The organism is Kitasatospora sp. CM 4170 (genome assembly GCF_032110285.1).
GTDB lineage: Bacteria > Actinomycetota > Actinomycetes > Streptomycetales > Streptomycetaceae > Kitasatospora > Kitasatospora aburaviensis.
This window is the reverse complement of the sequence record NZ_CP134877.1, coordinates 6,308,011-6,324,005: the sequence shown is the minus strand read 5'-3', so window position 1 is coordinate 6,324,005 and position 15,995 is coordinate 6,308,011. Positions and strand designations below refer to the sequence as shown.

At 74.1% G+C, this 15,995-nt stretch carries 9 protein-coding genes; 6 read left to right on the top strand and 3 right to left on the bottom strand.

The features are described 5' to 3' along the window. Nucleotides 1-145: 145 nt before the first annotated feature. Nucleotides 146-2,737, top strand: coding sequence for an aminopeptidase N (pepN, locus tag RMN57_RS26935; protein WP_313765878.1), 2,592 nt, complete (start codon nt 146-148; stop codon nt 2,735-2,737). A gap of 171 nt (nt 2,738-2,908) precedes the next feature. Here the strand turns inward: pepN and RMN57_RS26930 are convergent, their stop codons facing one another. Both RMN57_RS26930 and malQ read right to left on the bottom strand, forming a co-directional pair. Next, nucleotides 2,909-3,139: a hypothetical protein gene (locus RMN57_RS26930; RefSeq protein ID WP_313765877.1), complete on the bottom strand. Its 231-nt coding sequence runs from the start codon at nt 3,137-3,139 to the stop codon at nt 2,909-2,911. A gap of 21 nt (nt 3,140-3,160) precedes the next feature. Further along, nucleotides 3,161-5,281, bottom strand: a complete 2,121-nt coding sequence (gene malQ / locus RMN57_RS26925) for a 4-alpha-glucanotransferase (protein ID WP_380234786.1) — start codon at nt 5,279-5,281, stop codon at nt 3,161-3,163. Nucleotides 5,282-5,564: 283 nt separating this feature from the next. Here malQ and RMN57_RS26920 point away from each other — a divergent pair, with 283 nt between their 5' ends. Continuing rightward, the gene (locus tag RMN57_RS26920) at nt 5,565-9,506 is read left to right on the top strand and encodes a beta-N-acetylglucosaminidase domain-containing protein (protein WP_313765876.1); all 3,942 of its coding nucleotides are present in this window, start codon (nt 5,565-5,567) and stop codon (nt 9,504-9,506) included. Between the two features lie 103 nt (nt 9,507-9,609). Here RMN57_RS26920 and RMN57_RS26915 read toward each other — a convergent pair whose 3' ends face one another. Then, a complete protein-coding gene (locus RMN57_RS26915) occupies nt 9,610-10,251 on the bottom strand; it encodes an HNH endonuclease (RefSeq protein ID WP_313765875.1) in 642 nt (213 codons plus the stop codon). A gap of 632 nt (nt 10,252-10,883) precedes the next feature. Between RMN57_RS26915 and RMN57_RS26910 the strand changes: the two genes are divergently transcribed. From RMN57_RS26910 to RMN57_RS26895, 4 genes are all read left to right on the top strand, one after another. Beyond that, complete coding sequence (locus tag RMN57_RS26910) at nt 10,884-12,008, top strand: mechanosensitive ion channel family protein (RefSeq protein ID WP_380234810.1); 1,125 nt, start codon at nt 10,884-10,886, stop codon at nt 12,006-12,008. A gap of 232 nt (nt 12,009-12,240) precedes the next feature. Next, on the top strand, nt 12,241-13,431 hold the full coding sequence (locus tag RMN57_RS26905; protein ID WP_313765874.1) for an ROK family transcriptional regulator: 1,191 nt from the start codon (nt 12,241-12,243) through the stop codon (nt 13,429-13,431). 181 nt (nt 13,432-13,612) lie between these two features. After that, nucleotides 13,613-14,968 carry an ABC transporter substrate-binding protein gene (locus RMN57_RS26900; RefSeq protein WP_313765873.1) on the top strand — a complete coding sequence of 452 codons (1,356 nt, stop codon included), beginning with the start codon at nt 13,613-13,615 and terminating at the stop codon, nt 14,966-14,968. Between the two features lie 23 nt (nt 14,969-14,991). Further along, nucleotides 14,992-15,990 carry a sugar ABC transporter permease gene (locus RMN57_RS26895; protein ID WP_313765872.1) on the top strand — a complete coding sequence of 333 codons (999 nt, stop codon included), beginning with the start codon at nt 14,992-14,994 and terminating at the stop codon, nt 15,988-15,990. The last annotated feature ends 5 nt before the right edge of the window (nt 15,991-15,995 follow it).

The window sequence follows — 15,995 nt, the reverse complement described above, 5'->3', positions numbered from 1 at the left end:
CCGACACCGGTGACGCTCCACCCCTCCGGGCGGGGCGGGCGGGCCCCCGAGGCCCCGCCCGCCCCGCCCGGACCCGTTTCCCCCCGAAGCGGCACGGCGGGCATGGGAGGATGCGAACCACCAGCCTGACGAAGGAGTCCAGCGAGTGCCCGGCACCAACCTGACCCGTGAGGAGGCCCGCACCCGGGCCGACCTCCTGCACGTGGATGCGTACGACATCGAGCTCGACCTGAGCTCGGCCCGTGAGGGAGGCACCTTCCGGTCCACCACCGTGGTCCGGTTCACCGCCACCACCCCCGGCGCGGCCACCTTCATCGACCTCGTCGCCCCGAGCGTCGAGGAGATCACGCTCAACGGCGAGCGGCTCGACGAGGCCAACTTCGCCGACAGCCGGATCGCGCTGCCGAACCTGGCCGCCGAGAACGAGCTGAAGGTCGTCGCCAACTGCGCCTACACCAACACCGGTGAGGGCCTGCACCGGTTCGTCGACCCGGTCGACGGCGAGACCTACCTCTACACCCAGTTCGAGGTGCCGGACGCCCGGCGGGTCTTCGCCTCCTTCGAACAGCCCGACCTCAAGGCCTCGTTCGCCTTCACCGTGACCGCGCCCGAGGGCTGGGTCGTGGTCTCCAACTCCCCCACCCCGACCCCGGCCGGCGACGGCCCGACCCGGACGTGGACCTTCGAGCCGACCGGCCGGATCTCCACCTACATCACCGCGCTGATCGCCGGCCCGTACGTCGGCGTCTTCGACGCCTACGAGAACGGCGACCAGAAGGTGCCGCTGGGCGTCTACTGCCGCCCCTCGCTGCGCGAGTTCCTGGACGCCGACGCCGTCTTCGAGGTCACCAAGCAGGGCTTCGACTACTTCCAGGAGAAGTTCGACTACCGCTACCCGTTCGCCAAGTACGACCAGCTGTTCGTGCCGGAGTTCAACGCCGGCGCGATGGAGAACGCCGGCGCCGTCACCCTGCGCGACCAGTACGTGTTCCGCTCCAAGGTGACCGACGCCGCCTACGAGGCGCGGGCCGCCACGATCCTGCACGAGCTCGCCCACATGTGGTTCGGCGACCTCGTCACCATGGAGTGGTGGAACGACCTCTGGCTGAACGAGTCGTTCGCCACCTACGCCGAGGCCGTCTGCCAGGCCGAGGCGCCCGGCTCGCGGTGGCCGCACTCGTGGACCACCTTCGCCAACCAGATGAAGACCTGGGCGTACCGGCAGGACCAGCTGCCGTCCACCCACCCGATCATGGCCGACATCAACGACCTGGAGGACGTCCAGGTCAACTTCGACGGCATCACCTACGCCAAGGGCGCCTCGGTGCTCAAGCAGCTGGTGGCCTACGTCGGCCAGGACGCCTTCTTCGAGGGCGTGCGGGCCTACTTCAAGCGGCACGCCTGGGGCAACACCCGCCTGAGCGACCTGCTCGGCGCCCTGGAGGAGGCCAGCGGACGCGACCTCAAGGCCTGGTCCAAGGCCTGGCTGGAGACGGCCGGCATCAACGTGCTGCGCCCGGCGATCACCCTCAACACCGACGGCGAGATCGAGTCCTTCACCGTCCTCCAGGAGGCCCCCGCGCTGCCCGCCGGCGCCAAGGGCGAGGCGGTGCTCCGCCCGCACCGGATCGCCATCGGCCTGTACGAGCTGGCCGACGGCGCGCTGGTGCGCACCGACCGGATCGAGCTGGACGTCGACGGCCCGCGCACCGAGGTGCCGCAGCTGGTCGGCCGCCACCGCCCGGCCGTCGTCCTGCTCAACGACGACGACCTCTCCTACGCCAAGGTCCGCCTCGACGAGGACTCGCTGGCCGTCGTGGCCGATCACCTCGGCGACTTCACCGACTCGCTGCCGCGCGCGCTCTGCTGGGCCTCCGCCTGGGACATGGCCCGCGACGGCGAGATGGCCGCCCGCGACTACCTGGCGCTGGCCGTCTCCGGCCTCGGCCGGGAGTCCGACATCGGCGTGGTCCAGTCGGTGCACCGCCAGGTGAAGACCGCCCTGGACGCCTACGCCGACCCGGCCTGGCGCGAGCAGGGCCTGACCCGCTGGGCGGAGACCGCCGAGGCGCAGCTGCGCGCCGCCGAGCCGGGCAGCGACCACCAGCTGGCCTGGGCCCGCACGCTGGCCGCCGTCGCCCGCACCGAGGAGCAGCTGGGCCTGCTCGCCGGGCTGCTGGACGGCTCGGTCGAGCTCAAGGGCCTGGCCGTCGACACCGAGCTGCGCTGGACGCTGCTCGGCCGGCTGGCGGCCACCGGCCGCGCCGACGAGGCCGCGATCGCGGCCGAGCTGGAGCGGGACAACACCGCGGCGGGCCAGGAGCACGCCGCCACCTGCCGCGCCGCCCTGCCGACGGCCGAGGCCAAGGCGGAGGCCTGGGCCTCGGTGGTGGAGTCGGACAAGCTCACCAACTACGTGCAGGAGGCCGTGATCGCCGGCTTCCAGCAGGCCGACCAGCGGGAGCTGCTGGCGCCGTACGCCGCGAAGTACTTCGCGGCCGTCAAGGGCGTCTGGGAGACCCGCAGCCACGAGATCTCGCAGCAGATCATCGTCGGCCTGTACCCGTCGCTCCAGGTCGAGCAGGCCACGCTGGACGCGACCGACGCCTGGCTGGCCGCGGCCGAGCCGGCTCCGGCGCTGCGCCGGCAGGTCATCGAGGCGCGGGCCGGGGTCGAGCGCGCGCTGAAGGCGCAGGCGGCGGACCGCGCGGCGGGCGCCCGGGCGCTGGGGCACTGACGCCGGCCGTGGGGGCCGCGGGTTCCGCCCGCGGCCCCCACGGACACCGGGGGGCCGTCGGCCGCCCGAACAGCCGGACGCCCGGAACGCCGCGGAAACGCCCGAGGGGGCGCCGGACGTGCTGTCCGGCGCCCCCTCGGGCGTGGTACGGGCTGGGTGGAGGGCCCGCGGCTACTTCTTCTTGTCCTTGGTGCCGTACGGCATCGCGGCCAGCGCGCCGATGACCACGAAGAGGCCGATCGGCAGCAGCACGAACAGGCCGAGGGTCTGGGCGACGCTCAGGCTCGCACCCGGGTCGTCGCCGTCGTCCCGGGTGAGGGCCATGGCGGGCGACGACAGCAGCATCATCAGCGTGACCGTTGCGGTGACCGCGCCGGCTCGCAAAGCGTTCCTCTTGTCCACGTCGCCCAACTTACCCGCCGCTTACGTCGCCGCGCGCGGCGGGGTCGGCCTTTCGGGCCCGTCGAGCAGGACGGATGCGAGCGCGGCGGCCGCCGGGTCCGCGGCCAGCCCGTCCAGGGTCACCGGGTCCCCGGCGCCGTCGGCGATCGGCAGCCGCCAGTTCGGGTACTGGTCCCACGTCCCGGGCAGGTTCTGCGGGCGCGGATCGCCCACCAGGTCCGGGAGCCAGACCCCGACCAGCTCCGCCGGGGTGGCCCGCAGGAACCGGTACAGCGCCTGCGCGGAGAGCGGCTCGTCCTCGCCCAGCAGGCCGAGCCCGGCCAGCTCCGTGCGCCAGTCGGCGAGCTCCGCCGCCGCCTCGGCCTGTTCCTCGCCGAGCGCACGGGCCAGCAGGCCGAGCCGGTGCCGCAGCTCGACGTGCTCGCCGGACAGCCGGGCCGCGGTGCTCGGCAGGTCGTGGGTGGTCAGGGTGGCCAGGCTGCCCGGCCGCCAGCGCTCCGGGGCGAGGATCTCGCCCTTCGCCTGCCAGTCCCGCTCGAACCAGAGCACGGAGGTGCCGAGGATGCCGCGCACCGCCAGCTCCTCCCGGACCCCCGGCTCCACCGTGCCGAGGTCCTCGCCGATCACCGCCGTGCCCGCCCGGTGCGCCTCCAGGGCCAGCACCCCGAGCATCGCCTCCGCGTCGTAGCGGACGTACGCACCCTCGGTCGGCGCGTGGCCGGCCGGCACCCACCAGAGCCGGAAGAGGCCCATCACGTGGTCGATCCGGATCGCGCCCGCGTGCCGGGCCGCCGAGCGGAGCAGCTCCGCGTACGGGGCGTAGCCGGCCGCGGCCAGTGCGTCCGGGCGCCAGGGCGGCAGGCCCCAGTCCTGGCCGTGGGCGTTGAAGGCGTCCGGCGGGGCGCCGACCGAGATGCCGGTGGCCAGCACGTCCTGCAGCGCCCAGGCGTCGGCCCCGTCCGGGTGTGCGCCGACGGCGAGGTCGTGGATCAGGCCGACCGGCATGCCCGCGGTGCGGGCCGCCTGCTGGGCCCCGGCGAGCTGGTGGTCCACCTGCCAGGCGAGCCAGCGGTGGAACTCGACGGCCTCCGCGAGCTCCTCCGCCGCCAGCCGGACGTGCGGGCTGTCCGGGTGGCGCAGACCCTTGGGCCAGGTGTGCCGGTCGGCGCCGTGCACCTCGGCGAGGGCGTTCCAGAGCGCGTACCGCTCCAGCCACTCGCCCTCCCGCCGCCGGTACGCCTCGTACGCGGCCCGGCGCCCCGCGCCGCGCGGCACCTCGTGCAGCAGCTCCAGGGCCCGCCGCTTCAGCGCCCAGACCGCGTCCCGGTCGATCAGGCCGTCGTGGGCGAGCACCTCGGCGCGCAGCCGGGCGGCGCGCCGGACCAGCTCGTCGGCCTCGGCGCGCTGCTCCCCGGTCAGGTAGGCGTACTCGGGGACGGCCTCCACCCGCAGGTGGACGGGGTCGGCGAAGCGGCGGGAGGAGGGGCGGTAGGGCGACGGGTCGGAGGGGGTCGTGGGGAGGGCCGCGTGCAGCGGGTTGATCTGCACGAACCCGGCGCCGAGGCCCGCCGCCCACTGGGTGAGCTCGGCGAGGTCGCCGAGGTCGCCCATGCCCCAGGAGCGGTCCGAGAGGACGGAGTACAGCTGGGCGAGGAAGCCCCAGCTGCGGCCGGGGAGCTGCGGGAGGCGCTCGGGGGCCACGATCAGGTGGGCGCGCCGCTCCGTCCCGTTCGTCACCGCCCTGAGCACGTGCCGGCCGAGCGGCAGGTCGGCCGGCAGCCAGTGCGAGTGACCGCACGGCAGCTCCCAGACGCCGCCGTCCTCCAGCTCGACCGCGAGCCGCGCGTCGGCCGGTACGTCCAGCGCCGTCCGGCGCCCCTGCCGCACCACCACGGTCGGCGGCAGCAACCGCTCCCGCTGCTCGGCCCGGTGACGCTCCAGGGCCTCCCGCGCGGCCTCGGGCGTTCCCGCCTCCACCCCCAGTGCGGCCAGCACCGCGACCAGCGTCCGCGTCGAGGGCCGGTAGGCCGTGTCCACCCCGTACGCCTGCGCCAGCGCCACCAGTTCGGCCGGGGGCGGCGGGGCGTCCTGCGCCGGCACCTCCAGGCCCTCGGCTCCGTCACGATCGAGATAAGCGGCCACTCGCGGCTCCTGCGATGTCTCGGCAACACCCGGTCAGAACAGCCACAGTCCTACCCGCGTAACGCCTCGATCACCCAGTGCGACACGACCGCGGCGGCTCGTGGACGGGGGAGGGCTCCGGGGGCGACGGATCGTCAGGACGCTGCGCGCGGATGACTCGCGGATGAACGGGGAAGGAGAGCAAATACGACAAACCGGTCATAGCTGTCCGTCACATTGACACCGGCTGGGCCAACTGGTGGGCTTTGGCGGCGATGTCGTAACCGCCTGCGAGGAGGCTCCTGTGCAAGCCCGAGTATCCGTCGCGGCAGGTCGACGGCTGCGGCAGCAGCTGGAGCAGAGCCCGGCCCTGCGTGACGTGTTGCACCACCCGGCGGCGATCGCGGCCCGCCGGGCGACCGCGCGGACGTGCCGTCAGCTGGCGCCCAGGACGGCGGACCGGCTGATCGCCGACCTCAAGGGGACGGAGCCGCTGCTGGCGTCGGTCCGGGCCGAACGGGCTGCGGCCGCGCGGCCGGGGGCGCCGAGCCGGCGCACCCTGCAGATCGCCGCGACGCTGTCGGCGGCGGCCGTGGTCGGCGGTCTGCTGGTCAGCGGGCCGCCCGCGTACGCGTACAGCCCGGCGCCCGACGTGGTGAGCACCGCGTCGCAGACGCCGCTGGGCAGCATGAGCAACCCGCAGGTGTTCCCGCGGCCGCAGGAGCAGACCGTGGCCGGCAAGCCGGTCGCGGTGCCCGCCGCGGTGACCCTGGTGACCGCGCCGAAGGCGGACCTCGGCGCGGTGGACGCGGTGCGCGAGGTGCTGGGCGTCGCCGGGGCGACGTCGGTGACGCCGCAGGCGGACGCCGGCACGCCCGCCGCCGGCTCGCTGGTGGTGTACGTCGGCGGGGCCTCCGAGGGCGCCGGCGGCGAGGTGGACCGGGTGCTGGGCGAGCTGGCCACCGCGGCCGGCAAGGACGGCGCCGCACCGTCCACCGCCGGGATGCCGGCCGGCGGCTACGTGCTGTCGGCGGGCCAGCTGCCGGCCCAGGGCGGCGGGACGTACGGCGTGGTGGTGCTGGCCGGCACGGACGCCGCGGGCACCTTCTACGCGGCGCAGTCCATGCGCCAGCTGCTGGCCGCGGTGCCGGCCGGGCAGGGCCCCGACGTCGGCGCGGCCGGGATCGGGCTGCCCGGGATCACGCTGCGCGACTGGCCCACCGGCGCGCCGGTGCGCGGGACGGCGGAGGCCTTCTACGGCACCCCGTGGACCCAGCAGCAGCGGCTGGACCAGGTCGACTTCCTCGGCCGGTCGAAGCAGAACTTCTACCTGTACGCCCCGGGCGACGACCCGTACCGGCTCTCCCGCTGGCGCGACGGCTACCCGGCCGCCAAGGCCGAGGAGCTGAAGGCGCTGGCCGCCCGCGCCCGGAGGAACCACGTCACGCTCGGGTACGCGATCGACCCCGGGCAGGCCTTCTGCTACAGCTCGGCCAAGGACGCGGACGCGCTGGTGGCCAAGCTGGACGGCCTGCGCAAGCTCGGCTTCACCGCCTTCCAGCTGCAGTTCCTGGACGTCTCCTACGACGAGTGGCACTGCGGCGACGACCGCTCCAAGTACGGCACCGGCCCGGCGGCCGCCGCCAAGGCGCAGGCCGAGCTGGTGGCCAGGGTGCAGGAGCGGCTGATCGCCCGGAACCCGGGGCTGGCGCCGCTGTCGATCGTCCCCACCGAGTACCACAAGCAGGGCTCCACGCCGTACCGCAAGGCGCTGGCGGCGGCGCTGCCGGACGCCGTCCAGGTGGCCTGGAGCGGCGGCGGGGTGATCCCGGAGAAGATCACCGGCGCTCAGACCTCGGAGACCGCGGGCCTGTACGGGCGGCCGCTGGTCACCATGGACAACTACCCGGTCAACGACGCCAACCCGGACCGCCTCTTCCTCGGCGCCTACGGCGGCCGCGACACCGAGGTCGCCACCCGCTCGGCCGTGCTGCTGACCGGCGCGATGCAGCAGCCGGTCGCCTCCCGGATCGCGCTGGCCACCGCGGGCGACTTCGCCTGGAACCCGGCCGGGTACAAGCCGGAGGAGTCCTGGCAGGCCGCGCTGCACTCGCTGGCCGGCCCGACCGGCACCTCCGCCACGCCCGCCGGGGAGGCGCTGGCGGCCGTCACCGCGCTGGCCGGCAACAGCTCCTCCTCCCCGCTGTCCAAGCAGGAGTCCGGCTACCTCGCGCCGCTGCTGGACAAGTTCTGGGCGGCCGCCGAGCCGAACTCCGGCGCCGCGCCGGACCTCGCCAGGCTGATAGAGGCGGCGGCCCCGCTGCGGGACGCCTTCACCGCCATGGCGAACGCCCAGCGGACGCTGGCCGCCACCCCGGCCACCGCCGCGCTGGCCGCCGAGGCCGGCCCGTGGCTGGCCCCGCTGCACGACTACGGCCTGGCCGGGCAGTCCGCGCTGGACATGCTGCTCGCCCAGCGCGGCGGCGACGGCGCGGCCGCCTGGAAGGCCCGGGTCGAGCTGAACCGGCTGCGCGAGCAGCTCGGCCAGAGCCCGGCGACGGTCGGCGCGGGCGTGCTCGGCCCGTTCCTGGAGCGCGCCGTGCAGGCCGCCGACAACTGGGCCGGCGTGGTCGGCGGCGGCATCACGCCCACCACCAGCATGGGCACCGCCCACGACCACCTGCCCGCGCTGATGACCGACGGCGTGGCCGACACCTTCTACTGGAGCTCGGCGCCCCCGCAGCCCGGCGACTCGGTCGGCCTGGACCTCGGCGGCGGCCGCCCGGTCGGCACCGTCACCGTGCTGATGGGCTCCTGGGGCAGCGGCCCGGACGGCCGGACCGCGATGGACGACTACATCCGCGACGGCGTGCTGGAGTACTCCACCGGCGAGGGCGGCTGGAAGCAGCTCGCGGTGGTCAAGAACCAGAAGAACATCAGCGCCCAGGTGCCCGCCGGCACGGTGGTCCGGGCGGTACGGCTGCGCGCCACCGCCGCCCAGAAGACCGCCGTGGCGGTGCGCGAGTTCACCGTGGCCGCGCCCGACGAGGCCCCGGCCAGCGTCTCCGGCGGCCCGGCCGCACTGCCCGGCGCCTCGGCCTCCGCCGTCCTGGACGGCAACCCCGACACCGCGTACCGGGCGGCCACCGCGCCGACCGTCGCGGACGAGCCGCTCACCGTGGAGCTGGGCGCGGCCCGGCCGCTGGACCGGCTGACCATCCTCACCGACCCGAACGTGCGGGCCAGCGCGGTCGTCTCGCTGCGCCGGGCGGACGGGACGTGGGTGGAGATCGGCACCGTCCAGCCCGGCTACAACGAGCTGGCGGCCGGCGGCCAGAGCGCGGACGCGTTCCGGATGGCCTGGAAGGCCGGCGGCGAGCCGCCGGTGGTCAACCAGGTGATCCCCTGGTACGCGGACGTCCCGGCGGCCCGGCTCAGCCTGGCCGACGCCTCGCTGGACGTGGTGACCGGCGCGGCCGCGCCGGCGCAGGCCCGCGCGGTGGTCGAGGCCGGCCGCCCGGAGGGCGCGACCGGCGAGCTGCGCACCGAGGTGCCCGCCGTCGCCAAGGGCCTGACCGTCGCCCCGGTCGGCGCGGTGACCGTGCCGCGCGGCGGCAAGGTCGGCGTGCCGCTGCAGGTCAGCGCCGCCGCCGACACCCCGGCCGGGACGTACCAGGTGCCGGTGCTGTTCGTCTCCGGCTCGACCACGGTCCGGCAGGTGCTGCAGGTGCACGTGGTGCCGCCGACCGGCGGGCCGGACCTGGCCACCACCGCGACCGCGAGCTCCTCGGCCGACGAGACGCCGACCTTCCCCGCCGCGGCGGTGGCCGACGGCGACCCGAAGACCCGCTGGTCCTCGCTGGCCAAGGACGACGCCTGGGTGCAGCTGGAGCTGCCGAAGGCCGCCCACCTGGGCTCGGCGGTGCTGCACTGGCAGTCCGCGTACGCGTCCTCGTACAAGATCCAGACCTCGGCGGACGGCGTCACCTGGACCACGGTGGCCACGGTGGACGACGGCAAGGGCGGCAACGAGACGGTGCGCTTCGACGCGCCGGGGGCGAAGTTCCTCCGGGTGCAGGGCGTCGCCCGGGCCACCAAGTTCGGCTACTCGCTCTACGGCATCGAGGTCTACGCCGTCACCCCGGCGACGGCCCCGCCGGCCGCTCAGCAGCCGGCCGCCCCGGCCACCCAGCCGCCGGCCGCGCAGCCGACGACCGCCCCGGTCGCGCCGACGCAGAAGCCCTGACGGGCCCCGCACGACGGCGGGCCGCCGCGCTCCCCGTGCGGGGTGCGCGGCGGCCCATGAGGCGTACCGAAGATCGTGACGGGCAGGCCCTTGTGGAGCGGGGTCAGGCGGAGAGCGGTTCGGGCTGCTCGCCGCGGCGGACGGGGGCGGGGTGGGCGGCGTGGGCCCGCCCGAGCGGGACGGGGTGCGCCTCGGTATGGTCGTGGTGCTCGTACTCGCCCCACTGCGGGGCGCGCAGCTGGTCCGCGCCGCCGTAGGGCTCCAGGTAGGGCCGCCAGCGCGGGTCCCTGATCCCGGTGCCGATGATGCGCCAGGCGAGGCCGCTGGGCGGGGCCGGCGGGCGCTTCATCCGCCAGCCGAGTTCGGTGAGGTGACGGTCGGCCTTGGTGTGGTTGCAGCGGCGGCAGGCCGCCACGACGTTGTCCCACCGGTGCTGGCCGCCCCGGCTGCGCGGGATGACGTGGTCGACGCTGGTGGCGGCGGCCCCGCAGTAGACGCAGCGGCCGTGGTCTCGGGCGAACAGCGCCCGGCGGGTGAGCGGGACGGGCCCGCAGAACGGAACCCGCACGAAGCGGGTCAGGCGGACGACGGACGGCGCCGGAAGGGCGCTGGTGGCGCTGTGCAGAGTGACTCCCGAGTCCTCCAGGCTGACCGCCTTGTGGTTGAGGACCAGGATGAGTGCGCGGCGCATCGATACGACGCCGAGTGGCTCGTAGGACGCGTTGAGGACCAGGACATGCGGCACGGATGCCTCCTTGGACGCCTGCGGCGCGTGGCTCGCGCCGGGACGAGCGGTTGGATCACACAACGGGTGCGTGATCTCCCCCAGTGTCGCCTTACGCCTTCGTACGGCGCCACCACTCCTGTGTAACGGACCTGACGTGAACTCCGGGTGTGGTTTCTGTCATACCCGGTATGCCCGGGGGAAGGACGGGTTGCACGCGGGTGCCCGCCGGTGCCCTCCCGCGCCCGCCCGGGAGACGGCTCGGCCGGTCGGAGCAGTCCGGGGGCGGGGCGGACCCGGGCCCTGTCCAGGGGCGCCACAGGGGCGTGCAGAGGCGTTGACGGGGCGTTCGGGCCGTCTCCGCGCGCCGGCAGAAGGGTCCCGGGGCGGCCCGGGAACCACCCGCCACCTGCGGGCGTTCCGCCCCCGGGCGCCCTCGCGGCGTGTCCGGGGCGCGCTCCGGCGGCCGATAGGCTAAGGCGGACGGTCCGCAGGCCACGGCATGCTTCCGCGCCGGCGGGCTGTGCCACGCACCCTGCAGGAAGGTCCCGCCTGTGTTCAGCTCCGGTGACGCCGGTCTCCTGGCCGACGCGTCCACGACGACGCTCACCTCCACGCCGTCGAGCCCGTCGCCGAGCCCGACGGCCCCGGCGGTGCCGCAGCTCGACCTCAGAATCCCGACCAGCGCGCAGGAGGTCAGCGACACCACCAAGCAGGCGGCCAGCTGGTTCGACTCGCACTGGCAGGAGTGGCTGGCGAGCGGGATCCGGATCGTCTTCATCGTCGTGCTGGCGCTGGTGCTGCGCGCCGTGGTGCGCAAGCTGATCACCCAGCTGATAGCGCGGATGATCAAGCCGGCCGAGAGCCACGACGAACCGGGGATGCTCGGCGGGCTGCTGGCCAACACCGGGGTGGTCAACCCGGAGCGCCGGCAGCAGCGCTCCGAGGCCATCGGCTCGGTGCTGCGCAGCGTCGCCTCGTTCACCATCCTGGGCACCGCGGCGCTGATGGTCCTCTCGGCGCTCGGGGTGAACCTCGCGCCGCTGCTGGCGAGCGCCGGTGTGGCCGGTGTGGCGATCGGTTTCGGCGCCCGCAACCTGGTCACCGACTTCCTCTCCGGCGTCTTCATGATCATGGAGGACCAGTACGGCGTCGGCGACGAGATCGACACCGGGGTGGCCACCGGCACGGTGCTGGAGGTCGGCCTGCGGGTCACCAAGCTGCGCGGTGCGAACGGTGAGATCTGGTACATCCGCAACGGCGAGGTGAAGCGGATCGCCAACATGAGCCAGGGCTGGTCGACCGCCACGGTGGACGTCCAGATCGCCTACAAGGAGAACCTCGACCGGGCCGAGGCGCTGATCCGGGAGACGGCGGAGGCGATGGCCAAGGAGGCCCCGTTCGACGAGCTGGTCTGGGCGCCGATGTCGATCCTGGGCATGGAGTCGGTCGCCGCGGACTCGGTGGTGCTGCGGGTGGAGGCCCGGACGGCGCCGGGCAGGTCGCTGAGCGTGGCGCGGGCCCTGCGGCAGCGTCTGAAGGCGGCGTTCGACCTGGCCGGGATCAAGGTCAAGGAGGAGGCCGCGCCGGCCGGGGCCGCCGCTGCCGCCGCCGGTACGGCCGCCGCCGCGGTGGTGCTCACGGCGGCCGCGGCCGCGGCGCCCACCGACGCCGCCCCGCCGTCCGCGCTGGCCGACCCGACCTCGCCGCGCTACCTGGCGACGGCGCCGATACCGGCCCCGGTCAAGCCCGCCGACGACGGCGCCAAGACGCCCTGACGGCCCGCGAAGCCGCGGCGAAACCGGACGAAAGCCCCGCCTCCCGAGCGCTCGGGGGGCGGGGCTTCGCGCTGCCCGGTAACGCTTCGGCATCCTCCGCGGGAAGGGCCATTGACACCCTCCGGACGGGCGCCGTACGGTCCTGTGCCAAGCGACTGGAAAGTTTCCTAACAGTTCGCCTCCGAGTCGGCCGACGGCCGCCGCGACCAGCGGGAAGAGGGAGGATCTCCGCGTGACCAAGTCGACCGCCAAGGCCCCCCTCGCCGGGACCCCCAGCCTGCTGCGCGCCATCAACGACCGCGCCGCCCTCGAACTGCTCCTGGAGAACGGACCGCTCTCCCGTACCCAGATCGGCACCCTGACCGGGCTCTCCAAGCCCACCGCCTCCCAGCTGCTGGCCCGCCTGGAGGCGGCCGGGCTGGTCCTGCCGGTCGGCACCACCGCCGGCGGACCCGGCCCGAACGCGCAGCTGTACCAGGTGAATCCGGCCGCCGGGTACGTCGCCGGGCTGGACGTCACCACCAGCGAGGTGCGGGTCGCCGTCGCCGACATCACCGGCACCACGCTGGCCGAGCACACCGCCCCCACCAAGGGCTGGCCGGCCGCCGAGACGGTGGCCCGGGTCGCCGGGGCGGTCGCCTGGACCGTCCGCGCCGCCGGGCTCGCCGAGGGCAGCCTGCACACCGTGACCATCGGCGTCGGCGGCGCCCCCGACCCGGTCACCGGCAAGCTCCGCTACGCCTCCCACCTGCCCGGATGGCACGCGCCGAAGCTGCTCCAGGAGCTGAGCGCGGCGATCGGCGCCCCGGTGTCGATCGAGAACGACGTGAACCTCGCCGCCGTCGCCGAGCAGGCCTCCGGCGCGGCCCGCGGCTCCGAGGACTTCGTCCTGCTCTGGGCCGGCGAGGGCACCGGCGCCGCGATCGTGATCGCCGGCCGGCTGCACCGCGGCTTCACCGGCGGCGCCGGGGAGGTCGGCTACATGCCGGTGCCCGGTGCACCGGTCCTGCGGGACGTCCGGCGGCGCAACTCCGGCGGGTTCCAGGAGCTGGTCGGCGCGCCCGCCGTCCGCGCCCTGGCCCGGGAGCACGGGCTCGGCGCGCCCACCGCGGAGGAGTCGCTCGCGAAGGCCCTGGAGACCCCCGGCGCCGGGGACGACTTCCTCGCCGCGCTGGCCGGGCGGCTCGCCGTCGGCCTGGCCGTGATCGTCGCCGTCGTCGACCCGCAACTGGTGGTGGTCTCCGGCGGTGTGCCGACGGCGGGCGGCGAACGGCTGCGCGCACTCGTCGAGGAGGAGCTGGCCCGGATCTCGATCGCCCGGCCGGAGGTCCGCAGCAGTGCCCTGACCGGCTCCCCCGTCCTGCTCGGCGCGCTGCAACGCGCACTGTCGGCCGCCCGGGAGGCGGTCTTCTCCACCCACTGACCGCCCGAGTCCACCGGCACCACGTACCGCCCGCACCGTCGCCCGCGCACCTCCCGCACCGCCGTCCACGGACCGCACAGACCGGCACCACCGACCCGCACCCTGCACACCTCTCCCCCAACCCCGAACGCGGGCCCGGAGGCGATGACGCCTGCCCGCGCACCCCGAGGAGGACCTCGAAGTGCACGCCAACACCCCCCGCAGAGGCCGCCGTACGCTCGCCGCCGTCGCCGGCACCGCCGTCCTGGCCCTGTTCGCCTCCGCCTGCACCGGCAGCAGCGACGCCGGCGGCAACGACGACTCGGCGAGCGGCAAGGACGTCACCATCACCTTCTGGCACGGCTGGAGCCAGGAGTCCGAGGTGAAGGCGATCGACGAGAACATCGCCGCCTTCCAGAAGGCCCACCCGAACATCCACGTGAAGACCGTCGGCAACATCGCCGACGACAAGATCAACCAGTCCCTGCGGGCCGGCGGCGACGACGCCCCGGACGTGGTCTCCTCCTTCACCACCAACAACGTCGGCATGTTCTGCTCGACCAAGGCCTTCGTCGACCTCAAGCCCTTCCTGGACAAGAGCGGCATCGACACCGCCAAGACCTTCCCGTCCGCGATGCTCGGCTACACGCAGTTCCAGGGCAACCAGTGCTCGCTGCCGCTGCTCGGCGACGCCTACGGCCTCTACTACAACCTGAAGGCCTTCGCCGCCGCCGGCATCACGGCCCCGCCGAAGACCTTCAGCGAGTTCGCCGACGCCGCCGCCAAGCTGACCGTCGCCGACGGCGACTCCTACAAGCAGCTCGGCTTCATGCCGCTGTACCACGGCTACGAGTCCACCACCGAGCACTTCCTCGGCCAGTACGGCCCGACCTACTTCGGCACCGACGGCAAGTCCAGCCTCGCCTCCGACCCGAAGGTCGCCGCGATGCTGAAGTGGCAGAAGGGCCTGGTCGACAAGCTCGGCGGCTACGCCAAGCTGGACAAGTACCGCGCCACCTTCGGCGAGGAGTTCAGCGCGAAGAACCCGTTCCACACCGGCCAGGTCGCGATGGCCATCGACGGCGAGTGGCGCACCGCCTCGCTCGCCGAGAACAAGCCCGACTTCGAGTGGGCCACCGCGCCGTTCCCCGTCCCGGACGACCAGGCCGACACCTACGGCCGCGGCTACCAGACCGGCACCATCGTCGGCATCGCCAGCACCAGCAAGAAGCAGGCCGCCGCCTGGGAGCTGGTCAAGTACCTGACCACCGACACCGACGCGGTGGTCTCCTTCGCCAACGCGATCCACAACGTGCCCAGCACCTTCGAGGCGCTCAACTCGCCGAAGCTGGCCAGCGACCCGAACTTCAAGACCTTCCTGGACGTCGCCAGGAACTCCCACTCGGGGACCACCCCGGCGAGCGTCAACGGCGGCGGCTACATCGTCTCCCTGCAGAACCTCGGCTACGACTACGAGTCCGGCAAGCAGCCCGACCTCCAGGCCGGCCTCGCCGCCACCGCCAAGGAGATCGACGCCGCCATCGCCCAGGCGAAGTAGCGGGAACGACCCACGGAGCTCCCATGTCACTCGCGTTCGGCACCCGCAGGGGCACCGGACCGACCGACCCGGCGGCGCCCTCCACGCAGCACCTGCTGCGCCGGAAGCGCCGCCGGGAGGCGGCCCGCACCCTCGCCTTCCTCTCCCCCTGGCTGATCGGCTTCGGCGTCTTCTTCCTGTACCCGCTGATCTCCACCGTCTACTTCTCGTTCACCAAGTACAACGGCTTCGGCGCGCCCGCCTTCAACGGCCTGAAGAACTGGGACTACGTCCTCAACGACCTCCCGGCGTTCTGGCAGGGCCTGCGGAACACCCTCTGGCTGGTCGTCGTCATGGTGGGCCTGCGCGTGGCCTTCGGCCTCGGCATCGGCCTGCTGATCACCCGGATCAAGACCGGCGTCGGCTTCTTCCGCACCGCGTTCTACCTGCCCTACCTGGCCCCGCCGGTGGCCGCCACGGTCGCCTTCGCGTTCCTGCTCAACCCCGGCACCGGCCCGCTCAACCACCTCCTGGGCGAGCTGGGCCTGCCGCAGCCCGGCTGGTTCGCCGACCCGGAGTGGTCGAAGCCCGCGCTCACCATGCTCGCCCTGTGGGGCATCGGCGACCTGATGGTCATCTTCATGGCCTCGCTGCTGGACGTCCCCAAGGAGCAGTACGAGGCCGCCGAGCTGGACGGGGCCGGCCCGTTCCAGCGGTTCCGGTACGTCACCCTGCCGAACATCTCGCCGATCATCATGTTCGCGGTGGTCACCGGGGTGATCCAGACCATGCAGTACTACACCCAGGCGATCGTCGCCGGGAAGGTCGCCAGCGGCGTCGCGGGCAACTCCGGGCAGCCGTTCGAGCCCGGCTACCCGCAGGGCTCCACCTGGACCCTGCCCCAGATGGTCTACAACCTCGGTTTCCAGCGCTTCAACTACGGCGCGGCGTGCGTCGTCGCGCTGGTGCTGTTCGCCATCTCGATGGCCGTCACCTCGATCCTGCTCCGCCGCAAGTCCGGCTTCATGGCGAGCGACGACTAGCGGAC

What these genes read in the sequence shown, in the direction of transcription:
- RMN57_RS26895 (WP_313765872.1), top strand. Translation starts at nt 14,992, where the DNA reads ATGTCACTCGCGTTCGGCACCCGCAGGGGCACCGGACCGACCGACCCG.